This window comes from Streptomyces sp. NPDC050704, assembly GCF_040654355.1.
Taxonomy (GTDB): domain Bacteria; phylum Actinomycetota; class Actinomycetes; order Streptomycetales; family Streptomycetaceae; genus Streptomyces.
In genome coordinates, this window is record NZ_JBFAHW010000017.1 from 1 (window position 1) to 15,740 (window position 15,740).

Below are 15,740 nucleotides of genomic sequence, written 5' to 3' on the forward strand. Positions count from 1 at the left end.
CCAGAGCGGCGATCGGATACCCCGTCGCGGCACCGCCCCACCCACACACCCAGGGGCGCGGGGAACTGCGCGACCAGCCCCCACCGAACCCGCAGCCAACGTCACACAGTGACCGGCCCCATCGTCGCCCCCTCGCGACAGATCAGCAGCAGCGCCCGGTCATCGTTCACATCCTTCGCCACCGCCTCGATGAGATGCCACGCAGCGCCGTGGAAACCGCCCGCCACGTACCGATCCGCCTCCCCCGTAAGCCGGTCGATCCCTTCGACGATGTCCCGCTCGGACGTCTCCACCAGGCCGTCCGTGAAGAGCATCAGGACGTCACCGGGCCGCAACGAACCCTTCACGGGGTCGAACTGGGCCCCGTCGTACACCCCGAGCAAAGGCCCTTCCGCGGCCTTCTCCTCCCAGCGCCCAGTGCCCGCGCTGAGCTGCAACCCCGGCGGATGCCCGGCCGAGAAGAGCTCGTAGTCGCCCGAATCGAGGTCCAGGACCAGATGGATCGACGTCGCGAACCCCTCGTCCCAGTCCTGCCGGAGCAGATACCCGTTCGCCGCGGGCAGGAAGGCATGCGGCGGCAAGGACCCCAGCAGCCCCCCGAACGCCCCCGACAGAAGCAGCGCACGCGAACCGGCGTCCATCCCCTTGCCGGAAACATCCGTCAGGACCACCTCAAGCGTGCGCCCCCCGTTCGTGCGCGCCGCGACCACGAAGTCGCCGGAGAACGACTGGCCCCCGGCCGGCCGCAGCGCCATCTCCCGGTGCCAACCCGTCGGCAGCGGCGGCAACTTGCTCTGCACCCGGATCCGCTCACGCAGGTCGAACAGCATCGTCCCGCCCCGCCGCCACGGCACCCCCACCCGGCTGCGGAACTGGGCGATCAGCAGCCCGAAGAACCCGCAGGCGGCCACGACCAGCACGATCCCAGGCGTCACCCGGGACGGCCCCTCCGTGTACGGCCCGAGCTTGACGGACTCCACGATCAGCCCGGTGGCCGCCGCGGCGTACAGCCCGAGCAGGCTGGACGGCCGCAGCACGAGCCCGCCCGCGACGATCGGCAGGACCAGCAGCGCCGGCGAGCACCACACGGAGTTGATGAGGGTCATCGAGACGATCACGGGAATCGTGAGCAGCAGAGCGGCGAGCGCGACCCAGTCGGAGCCGTCCCCCCGGAAGTAGTCGACGGCGGATCTGCGCAGCCCGGTGCGGACCCGGTGGACCTGCTTCTTCAACCGGGCCGCGAACGTATCGGCTTCCGCGCGCCGCTCTCGTCCTGCTGCCATTAGTTCGGGACCCTATCCATCGGACCAGGTGCTTGGCACGGGAGGTCCCACTTGTCCCCCGTCCGGGGACGGAAGTCACAGCGAAGCCCGGCCCTCGGAGAGCGTACGACCCGACACGGTCCGGACACGGCCGAGCCGGGAGAAATCCAGTCGCTCATCCCGGATTGCCCTGGTAGGCATGAGGACATGACGACAGACTTGCGCGTGCTGCGTCCGGACGACTGGGACGAGTGGTACGGGAAACTGGAGCTCGCGTTCGGCGGAGCCGGGGAGTCCCCCGAGGAGCGGGCTCTGTGGAAGGACCTCACGGAGCCCGACCGGTTCATCGGCGCCTGGGACGGCGACGAGTGCGTGGGCACGGCCGGGGCCTTCAGCTTCCGGGTCACCGTCCCGGGCGGCGCCGCCGTGAAGGCGGGCGGCGTCACGATGGTGAGCGTCGCCTCGACGCACCGCAGGCGCGGGGTGCTGACCTCCATGATGCGGCGCCAGCTGGACGACGTACGGTCCTGGGGCGAGCCCCTCGCCGTACTCACCGCGTCCGAGCCGGTCATCTACGGCCGGTTCGGCTACGGCGTCGCGACCCAGCAGCTGCGCGCCGAGATCGACACGTCCCGGGTGCGGCTGACGGTGCCGGCGGGCACGGACGACGTACGGCTGCGGCTCGTGGAGCCGGGCGCCGAGGCCGTACTTGCCGCGTGCGAGGCCGTATACGCGCGGAAGGTGGCGGCCCGGCCCGGGATGCTGGAGCGGCGGCCCGGCTGGGAGCGGCTGCCGGTGCTCGATCCGGAGAGCGACCGGAAGGGCGCGTCGGCGCTGCAGTGCCTGCTCGCGGAGCGGGACGGCGAAGTGGTGGGCTACGCCCGGTACTTCAACAAGCAGGAGTGGGACGCGGCCGGCCCCAAGGGCACGATCGAGCTGCGCGACCTGGAGGCGCTCGACCCGGCGGCGTACGCGGCGCTGTGGCGGCTGCTCTTCGACATCGACCTGACGTCGACGATCACGACGTACAACCGGCCCGTGGACGATGCCTTCCAGCATCTCGTCACCGACGTCCGGCGGTGCACGATCGGGGTCCGGGACTCGCTCCACCTGCGGCTCGTCGATGTCGGCGCGGCGTTGGAGGCGCGGACGTACCAGACGCCCCTGGACGTCGTGTTCGAGATCGAAGACGCCTTCTGCCCCTGGAACGAGGGGCGTTGGCGGCTCACCGGTGACGCCAAGGGCGCGTCCTGTGAGCGGACCGCCGACGCGGCCGATCTCGCGCTGTCCGTACGGGAGTTGGGGGCGGCCTATCTCGGTGGCGCCTCGCTCGTCTCGCTCGCCGAGGCGGGACGGGTGCGGGAGCTCCACCAGGGCGCGCTCGCGGAGGCCTCGCTCGGCTTCTCCTCGATCGTGGCGCCCTGGCTTCCGCACGGGTTCTAGCCGGGCTTCCGGCGCCGGCCTCAGCTACCGGTGCCTCAGCTCCGGCGCCGGCTTCGGCTCAGGCCTGCTGGCAGGCCGGGCACCAGAAGAGGTTGCGGGCGGCGAGATCGGCGGTGCGGATCTCGCCGCCACAGATGTGGCAGGGCAGGTTGGCCCTGCGGTACACGTAGACCTCGCCGCCGTGGTCGTCCTCGCGGGGCGGGCGGCCCATCACGTCCGGTTCGTGTTCCGGGCGGACGGTGTCGATGCGGTTGTTGCGGACTCCCTCGCGCATCAGCGCGACCAGGTCCGTCCACATCGCGTCCCATTCGGTCCGTGTGATGTCCTTGCCCGTCCGGTACGGGTCGATGCCGTGCCGGAAGAGGACCTCGGCGCGGTAGACGTTGCCCACGCCCGCGATGATCTTCTGGTCCATGAGGAGGGCGGCGATCGTCGTCCGGCTGCGGGAGATCCTGGTGTACGCGCGGGCCGGTTCGGCGTCCTCGCGCAGCGGGTCCGGGCCCAGGCGGTCGTGTATCGCCTGCTTCTCGGCGTCCGTGATCAGGGTGCAGGTGGTGGGGCCGCGGAGGTCCACGTACGCGGTGTCGTTCGCGAGTCTGAGGCGGATCGTGTCCGTGCGGGGGGCTCCGCCGGTTGGGCCGGAGGTCGGCTGGCCGGGGTTCGCCTCGCCGGAGGGCGGCTCGCCGAAGGTGACCTTGCCGAAGAGGCCGAGGTGGATGTGGATCCAGTCCTCGTTCTCGAAGCGGAGGAAGAGGTGTTTGCCGTGGGCTTCCGCGGCGGTGAGTGCCGTGCCGTTCAGCAGGGCTGCGGCGTCGGTGAACTTGCCCTGGGGGCTGGTGACTTGTGCCTGCCGGCCGCCGAAGTGGGCGAGGTAGTCCTCGGCCAGTCGGTGGATGGTGTGCCCCTCGGGCACGGGGTCCTCCTTTTTCTTCTCCCCAGCCCCGCCCCTTCCCGAAGCTGGGGGCTGCGCCCCCAGACCCCCCTATCGGCCTGAACGGCCTCGTCCTCAAACGCCGGACGGGCTTGGGGGGCCTGGACAAGGCTGGAAGTCGGGGCGCAGCCCCAAGGGGGCCGGAACAAGAGGGCCGGAACGGGGCCTACGCCTGCGGGTGGTGCGCCGGGATCGGCGGCAGCTCGCCCGTCGTCTCGTACACCGACAGCATGTCGATCCGGCGGCTGTGGCGCTCGTCGCCGGAGAACGGGGTGCCGAGGAAGGTCTCGACGAACTTGGTCGCCTCCTCCTCGGAGTGCATACGGGCGCCGACCGCGACGACGTTGGCGTCGTTGTGCTGACGTCCGAGCGCGGCGGTCTCCTCGCTCCACGCGAGCGCGGCCCGCACCCCGTCGACCTTGTTCGCGGCGATCTGCTCCCCGTTGCCGGAGCCGCCGATCACGATGCCCAGGGTCCCGGGGTCGGCCGCCGTGCGCTCCGCGGCGCGCAGGCAGAACGGCGGGTAGTCGTCCTGGGCGTCATAGATGAGGGGTCCGCAGTCGACGGGCTCGTGCCCGGCGGCCTTGAGCCACTCGACGAGGTGGTTCTTGAGTTCGAAACCGGCATGATCGGAGCCGAGGTACACGCGCATGGTCCGAGTGTGACATGGCTGTTTCGGATCGGCGCCGTCGGGGCGGGCGCACGAAACGTGTTGGGGCGATTGCCCGAAAAGTGTGAGCAACACTACAGATCCTCAAGAAAACCTCAAGTAACAATCCGGATTCAAAGGTTCAACAATTGATTCGCCTGGGATTCACTGGACCGACTTGTGCGCCTCGTGGGTACCGCCCGCCCCCACACTCCCCAACTCCCCACGCGGTCCCCCCACCGTCCCCGGCGAAAAGGAACCCCTCCTATGACCTCGCAGCCGACCCTGTCGAAGGCCGGAAGCGGCCCCGAAGGCCCTGGAGAACCCGGAAAACCCGGAGAGCCCGGCGAAGGCCTCCAGGCCGGGCTCAAGAACCGTCACCTCTCGATGATCGCCATCGGCGGTGTCATCGGCGCCGGCCTCTTCGTCGGCTCCAGCTCCGGCATCGCCACCGCGGGCCCGGGCATCCTCCTGTCGTACGCCCTCGTCGGCACGATGGTCGTCCTCGTGATGCGGATGCTCGGCGAGATGTCCGCCGCCAACCCGACCTCGGGGTCCTTCTCGGCGCACGCGGACCGCGCGCTCGGCCGCTGGGCCGGGTTCTCGATCGGCTGGCTGTACTGGTTCTTCTGGGTCGTCGTGCTGGCGATCGAGGCGACCGCCGGTGCGGTGATCCTGGAGAGCTGGGTGCCGGCCGTCCCGCAGTGGGGCTGGGCACTCATCGTGATGGTCGTGCTCACCGCGACGAACCTCGGCTCGGTCGGCTCGTACGGTGAGTTCGAGTTCTGGTTCGCCGGTATCAAGGTCGTCGCGATCGGCGCGTTCATCGTCATCGGCGGGCTCGCGGTCTTCGGCGTACTGCCGGGTGTCGACAGCGACAGCGCCGGGCTCGGGAATCTCACGGATCACGGCGGCTTCCTGCCCAACGGGCCCGGCGCCATCCTCACCGGCATCCTGCTCGTCGTCTTCTCCTTCATGGGCAGCGAGATCGCCACCCTCGCGGCGGGCGAGTCCGAGGACCCGCAGCGCGCGGTCACCAAGTCCACCAACAGCGTCATCTGGCGGATCGGCGTCTTCTACCTCGGCTCGATCTTCGTCGTCGTCACACTGATCCCCTGGGACAGTCCGGCGATCCAGAAGGACGGCTCGTACGTCGCCGCCCTCAACTCGCTCGGCATCGCGAACGCCGGCGAGATCATGAAGTTCATCGTGCTGACGTCCGTACTGTCCTGTCTCAACTCCGGCCTCTACACGGCCTCCCGCATGGCGTTCTCGCTCGGTCGGCGCGGGGACGCGCCGAAGTCCTTCGGGCGCACCAACAGCCGCGGTGTCCCGATGACGGCGATCATCGCGTCGGTTGTCTTCGGCTTCGTCGCGGTGTTCTTCAACTACGAGTTCCCCGACTCGGTCTTCCTCTTCCTGGTCAACTCCTCCGGTGCCGTCGCCCTGTTCGTCTGGCTCGTCATCTGTGTCTCGCAGCTGCGGATGCGGAAGATCATCGAGCGCGAGTCGCCGGAGAAGCTGGTCGTGCGGATGTGGCTGTACCCGTATCTGACGTACGCGACGATCGCGGTGATCCTCTTCGTACTCGGCTACATGCTCACCGACACCGAGCACGACGGCCGCGAGACCGTGCTGCTCTCGCTCCTGGTGGCGGCGATCGTCGTCGGCATCGCGCTGGTGATGGAGAAGATGCGGCGCGGCAAGGCCAAGGAGGAGGAGCGGGCGGAGGACGCGAAGGTCTGACCCTCGCTTCTCGCCCCCTACTTGCGATTCCCCCTTCGTACGACTTCGTACGACGCCTCCGCGGGCCTCACCGCGGAGGCGTCGTCGCGTCTCCGTCCACCGTTCCCGTTCCCGTTCCCGTTCCCGGCGCTCACAGTGGTGTGAAGCTGTCCCTGACCCGCTCGTAGACCGGGAGCGCGCGGTCCTCGATGTCCGGCTCGTACCAGGTGCTGATCTGGTACGACTTCCCTCCGGTGTTGAAGCCGAGCAGCCGGACGTGCCAGGGCAGTCCTCGGGCCGTGACCTCGTACTCCCAGACGACCGCGGGCGAACCCCGGAACGTGGTCTCCGCCAGCCGGATCCGCCGGTAGCCCAGACCCTTGCTGGTGTCGTTCTCCGTCTTCTCCCACTGCGCCATCAGGTCTCCACGGGCCAGGGTCGCGTTGCCCGCGATCTCCTGCTTGCCGTCCGGCGCCGTGTAGTGCACCTTGGCGGCGGAGTGCACGTTCCGGTCCCAGCCCTCGGGCGGGACCCACCTGAACACCCCGGCCTCCTTACGGGTCCCCGCCGGGAAGCTGGGCGGGCGTGACGTGCCCGCGACCGTGGGCGAAGGGGACGGCACACCGGACGAGGCGGACGGCGACGACGAGGAGGCGGGAGACGCCTTGTCCTTGTCGTCGGGCGATCCGCCGATCGCCGGGACGACGAACGCGGCGACCACCCCGGCGACGACCACACCCGCGGCGGCCACGACGCCCATACGGCGTCGGCTCCGACGCGGGTCGGACGGCTCGGCGGGGCCCAGCAGTTCGCCCGGCGGCATCGGAACGGCCGGGGATTCCGACAGCTCCGGCCGTTCGGTCGGCTCCGGTCGCTCCAGTTGAATCCCGGACGCGTGGAAGGCGTGCCCGGGTGTCGCGCCCGCGGACGGGATCTCGGGGGTGCCGCCGGGCGGGGCTTCGGAGGACGCGTTCTCGACGTCGGGGGGCGGCGGTTCGGGTGCGGGTCCCTCCGGGGGCGGAGCCGGAGCGGAGATCGGGGCTGGGACGGGGGTCGGGGCTGGGACGGGGGTCGGGCTCGGGGTCCGGGATTGTTGCGATGCCGGGTCGGAGGACGCGGGGAGCGGCCCGGCGGGGGCCGCTGTCTCTTCGGACGCGGGTGCGTTCCTCAGCGTCGGTGTCCGTTTCGGTGGGGGCGGAACCGCGTCCTCCACGGGTGCCGGCCGACTTGGGGTGCCCTCGCCCGCGGGGGGACCGGCGTGCGGCACCCCGGGCTCCGGTTCCGACTCGGATCCCGGTCCCGGTCCCGGTGCCAGATTCAGTCCTGGTCCCAGATCCGGTCCGGGTTCCGGTCCCGGACCCGGCTCCGGTTCCGTCGGCGCCGTTTCCGCCCTGGTAGGTCCCGCCGCCACCGGGCCCAACGCCTCGGCCAGTTCCTCCAGTCCGGGTCGGCGCGCCGGGTCCTTGTCCAGCAGCGCGGCCAGCACGTCCCGCAGCTCACCCGCCGCCGCGGACGGAATCTCCGGCTCCTCGTAGAGCACCGCGTGCAGCGTCGCCAGGGTCGTCGAGCGGGAGAAGGGGGACCGGCCGCCGAGCGCGGTGCAGAGGGTCGCGCCCAGGGACCAGAGGTCGGACGGCGGTCCCTGCGGGCGGCCGGAGACCCGCTCGGGCGCCATGAAGTCGGGCGATCCGACGATCATCCCGGCCATGGTGAGGGCTTCCGTGTCCTGGATCGCGGCGATGCCGAAGTCGGTGAGTACGATCCGGCCCGCGCGCCGCTCGACCAGGACGTTGCCCGGCTTGATGTCCCGGTGCAGGACGCCTCCCGCATGGACCTGGGCCAGCGCCGCCACCAGTTCGAGGCCGATCCGCGCCGTGTCACGCGGGCTCAGCGGCCCGTCGTCCGTCACGACCCGTTCGAGGGAGCGGCCGTCGACGAACTCCATGACGATCCACAGCCGCTCGCCCTGGTCCACCACGTCGTACACGCGCACGACGTTGGGATGGTCTATCCGCGCCGTGGCCCTGGCCTCGCGCAGGGTCCTCTCCCGGCGGGTGCGGGTGTCCTCGGGGTCCAGGCCGTCGATCCGCATTTCCTTGACGGCCACCTGCCGGTCGAGCGTTTCGTCGGTGGCCCGCCACACCCGCCCCATTCCTCCCTGCCCGATGCTCTCGACCAGCCGGTAACGGCCGGTCACCAGCAATCCCGGAATACCGCCCCTTGTTATTCCCGGCACGCCCATGTCCCCCCTTCAACAACCGTCACAGACGTAACGCAAAGAAGCACAATGGTCACACTTCGCGCCGCACCAGCATAGTGCGGAGAAATCTTGTGGTACCTCTTCAAGTACTGCGAATTCAGGCGCAGTCAGGGGGATCCAAGGGGGACGAACATGAGTTCTCGTCGTATGAGGACCATCGCGGGATCGCTGCTCACAGCATCTTTCTCGGCGGTGATGATCTTTTCCTTCTCCGCCGGTGCGGACGAGGGGCCGATGAGTGACGAGGGGGGAAAGGTTATTGACGAGGCACCGGCAGACGTAAAGCTGACGACACTGCTGCCGGAGAAGATCTCGGTCGACAACAGTTCTCAGAAAACGGCGATTACCGCCACGGTAAAGAACGGGGGAAGCAAGGACAGCGGCGAAATCCGACTGCTTGTGGTCGGTTTTGAAGGTCTCACGGTCAAGGGTGTAGAAGGCTGCTCAGAAATCGCCAAAAAGGACCTCCCCGAGGGGTCGAACAGTGGTTTCGCCTGCGCCATCGACAACCTGGCGGCCGGCAAGTCGAAGTCGTACGACGTCGACGCGACCTTCGACCTGAAGAAGAAGGGCAGGATCTGCCTGCCCGTCCAGGACGCCGAGGGCACGAAGACGTTCTGGCAGCAGGGCCCGGTCCCGTTCGGCGCGAACAACCCGTCGCCGAACGCCCCGGCCACCCCGCTGCTGCTCGGCACCGACAACAGTCCGGTCACCCCGGGCAGTGACGAACTGCCCAGGACCGGTCCGGTGCGCGACGTCCTGCCCCTCGGTGCGGCCGGCGCGGCCCTGCTCACCGCGGGCGCGGCGGGCCTGTGGTGGACGAGGCAGCGGAGTCAGTCGTAACGCTCGCGCTCGTACGGCGCCTCCGCGGACTCATCGCGGAGGCGCCGTCGTGTCCGTGGCGGACGGCGAAGGGGCGGGCGAGGACGGCGGGGGCGAGGAGGCCGGGCGCGAGGTGCCCGCGACCGTCGGAGGCCGGGTGGTGTCGGGCAGGCGGGTCTCGCCGCCGGGGTCGATGACCGTCACGATCATGACGGCGGCGACGGCCGCGGCCGCGATCAGCACGAGGGCGGTGAGGAGCCGGGGGCGCCAGTCGCCGGGCGGCTCACCGGGCGACGCGTCGGGGGGCTTTTCCGGTGGCAGCGGCGCCACCGCCAGGGGTGTCAGATACGCGATGATCTCGTCCACGCCCGGCCGGGTCGCCGGGTCCTTGGCCAGCAGCCTGCGCAGCAGTGGGGTCAACGGGCAGTCGCCGCCGGGCAGTTCGGGCTCCTCGTAAACGATCGCGAGCAGTGTCTCGGCGGTGGAGCCGCGGGCGAACGGGGAGCGGCCGGTCAGGGCCGTGCAGAGCGTGGCGCCGAGCGCCCAGAAGTCGGCGGGCGGGCCCGTCGGGCGACCGGTGGCGCGCTCCGGAGGGATGTATTCCGGAGAGCCGATGAGGACGCCGGAACGGGTCAGGGAGCGGCCGTCCTGGAGGGCGGCGATCCCGAAGTCGGTGAGGACGACACGGCCGGCCGGCGTGAGCAGGACGTTGCCGGGCTTGACGTCGCGGTGCAACACTCCCGCGGTGTGCACCCGGCGCAGCGCGTCGGCGAGCGCGAGCCCCATGCGTGCCGTCTCGGCCACTCCCAGCGGGCCGTCGTCGTGGACGACCCGTTCCAGCGAGGGCGCGTCGACGAACTCCATGACGATCCAGAGCCGGTCGCCCTCCTCGGCCACGTCGTAGATGCGCACGACATTGGGGTGGTCGATGCGCGCGCCGGCCAGCGCCTCGCGCAGCGCTCGCTCGCGCCGGGTGCGCGGGTCCTCCGCGTCCGGGTCGCCGTCGAGCCGCAGTTCCTTGACCGCGACGGCACGGTCGAGCATCTCGTCACGCGCGCGCCACACGCGCCCCATTCCGCCCTGCCCGACGGTCTCCGCAAGGCGGTAGCGATCCGCGATCCGCATGCGGGTACACCTCCAACCTCTCTCCATGACAACACAGTTCGCGGCGGTCGGAGAAAGGAGAAACGGGAGGAAACGGTGGTGACGGCTGGGGAGACAGCGGAGGAGCAAGCGGCTCGGAAATGTTGACGGCGGGTGTCAGGTAATCCGGCCAGCATGGCCCTCGTACCGACGCGTATCGATGTACCGGGATCCACCGAGATCTACAGAGATCCACCGAGGAGGAGACTCCCGTGAGCCTGCAGGACTTCATCCATCACGACCGTCTCGTCCTCGTGCCCGGCGAGCCCGGGTACGAGGAGGAACTCGCCGGTTTCCAGACCGGGTTCGCTCAACGTCCCGACGTCGTCTTCGCGGCACGCTCGACCGACGACGTGGCCGCGGCGGTCGCGTACGCCGCCGGGGAAGGGCTGCCGGTCGGCGTCCAGGCCACCGGACACGGGCTGCCGGGGGCCTCGGCGGGCGGCGTGCTGATCACGACGAAGCGCATGGACGGGGTGACGGTCGACGCCGGGGCGCGCACCGTCCGCGTCCAGGCGGGCGTCCGCTGGGGGCAGGTCGTCGCGGCGGCCGAACCGTACGGGCTCGCCCCGCTGAACGGATCCGCGCCGAGCGTGGGCGCCGTCGCGTACACGCTGGGCGGCGGACTCGGCATCCTGGCAAGGGAGTTCGGGTACGCGGCCGACCACGTCCGCTCCCTCGACGTCGTCACGGCGGACGGCCTGCTCCGGCATGTGACGCCCGACTCCGAGGACGCCGAGCTCTTCTGGGGCCTGCTCGGCGGCGGCGCGAACCTCGGCGTGGTGACCGAGCTGGAGATCGGCCTCGTACCGGTGGCGCGGCTGTACGGGGGTTCGCTCGCCTTCGACGGACGCGAGGTGGACCCGGCGGCGGCCCTGCGTGCGTACGAGCGCTGGACGGCGACCGTCCCGGACGGCCTGACCTCGTCGTTCGCGGCCGTGCCCTACCCCGACATCCCGGCGCTGCCGCCCCACCTGCGCGGGCGGTACGTCATCTCCGTACGGGTCGCTTACACCGGTTCCGGTGCCGACGGCGAGCGGCTCGTCGCCCCGCTGCGCGGGATCGGGCCGGTGCTCGCCGACTCCCTGCGCGAGATGCCGTACGCCGAGAGCCACACCATCCACTCCGACCCGGACTTCCCGCACGCGTACTACGGGGACAGCGCGGTGCTGAGCGGGCTGGATGCCGGGGCGGCGGGCGAACTCCTCGCGCTGACCGGGCCGGACGCGCCCTCGATGTACGTCGTCCAGATCAACCACCTGGGCGGCGCACTGGCCGGGGAGCGGCCGAACGCGGTGCCGCACCGCGAGGGACGTTTCCTCGTACGGGTTCTCGGCGGCGTCGACGACCCGGCACGGGAGCGGCTGCACCGGGCCCTCGCGGCGGTGGAGCCGTGGACGATCGGGCGGGCGCTGAACTTCGCGTACGGCGCGGGTGACCGTACGGCGGAGGGCCTGTACGACGCCGGAACGCGGAAGAGGCTCGCCGGACTGAAGTCGGTGTACGACCCGGCGAACCTCTTCCGCGGGAACCGCGGAAACCACTGGAACCGCGAGAACTCCGACGTGGCTGACAGCTCGGTCAGCTCTCGCGCTTGACGAACTTCCAGGCGGTCGGCAGCACGCCCATCGCCAGGGCCGCCTTCAGTGCGTCGCCGAGGAGGAACGGGGTGAGGCCGGCCGCGATCGCCGCGGTGAGCGACATGTCGGCGGCGAAGGCGAGGTACGGGACGCCGATCGCGTAGATGATCGTCTCGCCGATCAGCATCGCGCCCGCCATGCGCCACACCGAGCGGTCGGCGCCGCGGCGGGCCAGGGCGCCCACGACGGTGGCGGCGAGCAGCATGCCGAGGACGTAGCCGAAGGACACGGTGGCACCGGCCTGGCCTTCGGCGAACCACGGGACGCCGGCCAGGCCGAGCAGCGCGTACATGGCGAGGGCGGAGAGGCCCCGGCCGGCGCCGAGTGCGGTGCCGACGAGGAGGGCCGCGAAGGTCTGGCCGGTCACCGGCACCGGGGAGCCCGGTACGGGCACCGCGATCTGGGCCGCGAGCCCGGTGAGCGCGGCGCCGCCCGCCACGAGCGCGATGTCCCGGACGCGGGAGGCGGGGAGCAGGTCGGCGATGACCTGGCCGGGGCGGGATGCCGTAGCGGCAGCGGTACTCATGGGGACTCCGCGGGTGAGGGCAGATGGGGACATGGCGACGCTATCCCAGCGCCCTCGGGGCGATCACCGTCAGCGCTCGACAAAGGGTGGATCGGGCGCTTGGTGGACCTCTGACAAAGAGTGCCGTGTACACACGTGTGGGCGTGATGCTGGTCACTGAGGGACCTGCACGAGGGCCTTCTTGTTGCTAGCATGTAGTTGCAAGTAATGTGCAATAAGAGGTCGGAGGGGACCCCGCCATGCCCGTGTACACGCTCCCTGAGCTGCCGTACGACTACTCCGCGCTTGCCCCCGTGATCAGCCCCGAGATCATCGAGCTGCACCACGACAAGCACCACGCGGCGTATGTGAAGGGGGCGAACGACACCCTGGAGCAGCTCGCGGAGGCGCGCGACAAGGAGACGTGGGGATCGGTCAACGGCCTGGAGAAGAACCTGGCCTTCCACCTCTCCGGCCACATCCTGCACAGCATCTACTGGCACAACATGACGGGCGAGGGCGGCGGCGAACCACTCGCCGCGGACGGGGTCGGCGAGCTGGCCGACGCGATCGCCGAGTCCTTCGGTTCCTTCGCCGGGTTCAAGGCCCAGCTGACCAAGGCCTCCGCGACGACCCAGGGTTCCGGCTGGGGCGTCCTCGCGTTCGAGCCGCTCAGTGGCCGGCTGGTCGTCGAGCAGATCTACGACCACCAGGGCAACGTCGGGCAGGGCTCGACCCCGATCCTGGTCTTCGACGCCTGGGAGCACGCCTTCTACCTCCAGTACCGGAACCAGAAGGTCGACTTCATCGAGGCGATGTGGCAGGTCGTCAACTGGCAGGACGTGGCACGGCGTTACGCGGCCGCGAAGTCCCGTCCGGATGTGCTGCTGCTCGCCCCCTGAATGCACTTCCAGAGCCCCTGAGCCCTGGAGCCCTGGAGCCCCTGAGCTCCTGAGCTCCTGAGCTCCTGAATCGTCCTGCCTCGTGATCGTCTTCTCACCTTTCACGCGGGCGGGCGGATGAAGAGGAAGGCCCCCGCGAGGACGTGACTCGCGGGGGCTTTCCCCAGTGCCGGGGTCCACCGGTCGGTGGACCCCAAGTTCAACCGACCACCTCTGTCTCGCGACTGCCCAGCTCAGCAAGGCTTCTGGGCATGAACTCATTCACTGTGCGGACGGCTCGCTGGAGTGCTCGGCACCCCTGGCGGGCCATCATCGGATGGCTCGTGTTCGTGGTGCTCTGCCTGGGCGTCGGCAGCGCCGTCGGACTCAACGAGGCGAAGACCGCCGACTACCGGGTCGGCGAGGCGGGCCGGGCGGAGGCCATGGCCGCCGAGGGCCAACTGGAACGCAGGTCCACCGAGCAGGTGCTGATCTCCGCCCGGTCCGGCGCCCTGGACCTGGACGTCGCCGAGGCGGCCGCGAAGGATCTCACCGCCCGCCTGGCACGACTGCCCGAGGTCGAGCGCGTGGCCGACCCGCTGCTGTCCGAGGACGGCCGGATCCTCATGGTCGAGGCGGCCCTGAAGGGCGAGGAGCGGGACGCGAAGGACAAGGTCGACGCGCTGCTCGCGCAGACCGACGCCGTGGAGAAGGCGAACCCCGGGCTGCTCCTGGAGGAGACCGGAAGTCCCTCCATCAGCAAGGGAGTCGACAAGCAGCGCGGCGAGGACCTGGCGCTCTCCGAGGCGATCACCCTGCCGGTCACGCTGATCACGCTGCTGATCGTGTTCGGTTCGGTGACCATGGCCGGGGTGCCGCTGCTGCTCGCACTGTCGTCGATCGCGGCGGCCGTCGGACTCTCGATGGTGGTCTCGCACCTCTCCCCCGACACCGGGATCGGCACCAACATCATCCTGATGATCGGCCTCGCGGTCGGCGTCGACTACACACTCTTCTACCTCAAGCGCGAACGGGAGGAACGGGCGCGCTCAGGCGGCAAGTTGAGCTCCGAGGCGCTGGTGGAACTGGCCGCGGCGACCTCGGGCCGGGCGGTCGTGGTCTCCGGGCTCGCGGTCGTGGTGTCCACGGCGACGCTGTTCCTGGCCGCCGACGTGATCTTCTCCTCGCTGGCCACCGGCACCATCGTGGTCGTCCTGGTGGCGGTACTCAGCTCGCTGACCGTGCTGCCCGCGCTGCTGGTCAAGCTCGGCAAACGGGCCGAACGCAAGGCCCTGCGCCGTGCCGAGCGGGGCAAGCGCGCCCCGCGGGAGATGCGGGGCGAGGGCGGCGGCCGGGTGTGGACGGCGCTGCTGCGGCCCGCGAACCGGCATCCGGTGGCCACCCTGTGCGTCTCGGTCCTCGCCCTGCTCGCGCTCGCCGCACCCCTGGCCGGGCTGAACCTCACGGAGATGAGCCGGGACACGCACTCCCGCGAGATCCCCGCCATGCAGGTGTACGACCGGCTCAACGAGGCCTTCCCCGAACGGCGGGTCACCCACGACATCGTCGTACGCGCCGGGGCCGAGCGCTCGGACGAGGTCACCGCGTCGCTGAAGGAACTGGCCGAACTCGCCCACGCGGACCCGCTGTTCACCGACTCGGAGCTGATCCGGACGTCCGACGACCGCAGGGTCAGCGTCCTCGAACTGAAAGTGCCGCATCTCGGCAACTCCGACGAGGCGTACGACTCCCTGGACCATCTGCGGGACGAGTACGTGCCCGCCACCGTCGGCGGGATCGAGGGCGCCGTGTACGGCGTGAGCGGTGACGTCGCCCGCTACAGCGACTATCCGGCCCACCAGAACAGCAAACTGCCCCTGGTTCTCGGCGCGTTGCTTCTGGTGACCTTCGGGATGACCCTGTACGCCTTCCGTTCGGTGGTGCTCGGCCTGCTCGGTGTCGTACTGAACCTGCTGTCCGCGGCGGCCGCACTCGGACTGCTCGTCCTCGTCTTCCAGGGGACCTGGGCCGAAGGGCTGCTGAACTTCGACTCGACCGGGTCGATCGGATCGCGCGTACCGCTGTTCCTGTTCGTGATCCTTTTCGGGCTCTCGATGGACTACCAGGTGTTCGTGGTGAGCCGGATCCAGGAGGCCGTACACGACGGCGTGCCGACGCGGCAGGCGGTGTCGGCCGGGATCCGCAGCTCGGCGAGTGTGGTGACCAGCGCGGCCGTGGTGATGATGACGGTCTTCGCCAGCTTCGTCTTCCTGCACATCATCGAGATGAAGCAGATCGGCTTCGTCCTCGCGGCGGCCGTGCTGCTCGACGCCTTCATCATCCGGATCATGATCCTGCCGGCGGCGATGCTGCTGCTCGGCGAGGCGAGCTGGTGGCCCTCGCACGGGGTGCGGCGGCGGCCGGAGCCCTCTCGCCGGGAGGACGCCAAGTCGCCGACGGCCGACGTACGTTGAAGGAC

The 15,740-nt window shown here is 70.2% G+C and carries 12 protein-coding genes; 6 read left to right on the forward strand and 6 right to left on the reverse strand.

Annotated elements, in window-relative coordinates; translation table 11 throughout:
* Positions 1 to 101: 101 nt before the first annotated feature.
* Complete coding sequence (locus AB0I18_RS12185; protein ID WP_363105343.1) at positions 102 to 1,283, reverse strand: PP2C family protein-serine/threonine phosphatase; 1,182 nt, start codon at positions 1,281 to 1,283, stop codon at positions 102 to 104.
* A gap of 186 nt (positions 1,284 to 1,469) precedes the next feature.
* On the opposite strand from AB0I18_RS12185, the gene AB0I18_RS12190 reads away from it, so the two are divergent.
* Positions 1,470 to 2,705, forward strand: a complete 1,236-nt coding sequence (locus AB0I18_RS12190) for a GNAT family N-acetyltransferase (RefSeq protein ID WP_363105344.1) — start codon at positions 1,470 to 1,472, stop codon at positions 2,703 to 2,705.
* Between the two features lie 58 nt (positions 2,706 to 2,763).
* Here AB0I18_RS12190 and AB0I18_RS12195 read toward each other — a convergent pair whose 3' ends face one another.
* Together AB0I18_RS12195 and AB0I18_RS12200 are read right to left on the reverse strand one after the other, a co-directional pair.
* The gene (locus tag AB0I18_RS12195) at positions 2,764 to 3,618 is read right to left on the reverse strand and encodes a DNA-formamidopyrimidine glycosylase family protein (protein ID WP_363105345.1); all 855 of its coding nucleotides are present in this window, start codon (positions 3,616 to 3,618) and stop codon (positions 2,764 to 2,766) included.
* Positions 3,619 to 3,802: 184 nt separating this feature from the next.
* Positions 3,803 to 4,288 (reverse strand): ribose-5-phosphate isomerase, encoded by a 486-nt coding sequence (locus AB0I18_RS12200; RefSeq protein WP_363105346.1) that lies wholly within the window; start codon positions 4,286 to 4,288, stop codon positions 3,803 to 3,805.
* 264 nt (positions 4,289 to 4,552) lie between these two features.
* On the opposite strand from AB0I18_RS12200, the gene AB0I18_RS12205 reads away from it, so the two are divergent.
* A complete protein-coding gene (locus tag AB0I18_RS12205; RefSeq protein WP_363105347.1) occupies positions 4,553 to 6,031 on the forward strand; it encodes an amino acid permease in 1,479 nt (492 codons plus the stop codon).
* 130 nt (positions 6,032 to 6,161) lie between these two features.
* On the opposite strand, the gene AB0I18_RS12210 is transcribed toward AB0I18_RS12205, so the two are convergent.
* Positions 6,162 to 8,252, reverse strand: a complete 2,091-nt coding sequence (locus AB0I18_RS12210) for a protein kinase (protein WP_363105348.1) — start codon at positions 8,250 to 8,252, stop codon at positions 6,162 to 6,164.
* A 150-nt stretch (positions 8,253 to 8,402) separates the two neighbouring features.
* Between AB0I18_RS12210 and AB0I18_RS12215 the strand changes: the two genes are divergently transcribed.
* A complete protein-coding gene (locus tag AB0I18_RS12215; RefSeq protein ID WP_363105453.1) occupies positions 8,403 to 9,113 on the forward strand; it encodes a hypothetical protein in 711 nt (236 codons plus the stop codon).
* A 30-nt stretch (positions 9,114 to 9,143) separates the two neighbouring features.
* Here AB0I18_RS12215 and AB0I18_RS12220 read toward each other — a convergent pair whose 3' ends face one another.
* A complete protein-coding gene (locus AB0I18_RS12220) occupies positions 9,144 to 10,217 on the reverse strand; it encodes a serine/threonine-protein kinase (protein WP_363105349.1) in 1,074 nt (357 codons plus the stop codon).
* A gap of 236 nt (positions 10,218 to 10,453) precedes the next feature.
* Between AB0I18_RS12220 and AB0I18_RS12225 the strand changes: the two genes are divergently transcribed.
* Positions 10,454 to 11,833: an FAD-binding oxidoreductase gene (locus AB0I18_RS12225; RefSeq protein ID WP_363105454.1), complete on the forward strand. Its 1,380-nt coding sequence runs from the start codon at positions 10,454 to 10,456 to the stop codon at positions 11,831 to 11,833.
* Here the strand turns inward: AB0I18_RS12225 and AB0I18_RS12230 are convergent.
* Positions 11,817 to 12,401: a biotin transporter BioY gene (locus AB0I18_RS12230; RefSeq protein ID WP_363105350.1), complete on the reverse strand. Its 585-nt coding sequence runs from the start codon at positions 12,399 to 12,401 to the stop codon at positions 11,817 to 11,819. The genes AB0I18_RS12225 and AB0I18_RS12230 overlap by 17 nt on opposite strands.
* 239 nt (positions 12,402 to 12,640) lie before the next feature.
* Between AB0I18_RS12230 and AB0I18_RS12235 the strand changes: the two genes are divergently transcribed.
* Positions 12,641 to 13,282, forward strand: a complete 642-nt coding sequence (locus AB0I18_RS12235) for a superoxide dismutase (protein ID WP_363105351.1) — start codon at positions 12,641 to 12,643, stop codon at positions 13,280 to 13,282.
* A 251-nt stretch (positions 13,283 to 13,533) separates the two neighbouring features.
* Complete coding sequence (locus tag AB0I18_RS12240) at positions 13,534 to 15,735, forward strand: MMPL family transporter (RefSeq protein ID WP_363105352.1); 2,202 nt, start codon at positions 13,534 to 13,536, stop codon at positions 15,733 to 15,735.
* The last annotated feature ends 5 nt before the right edge of the window (positions 15,736 to 15,740 follow it).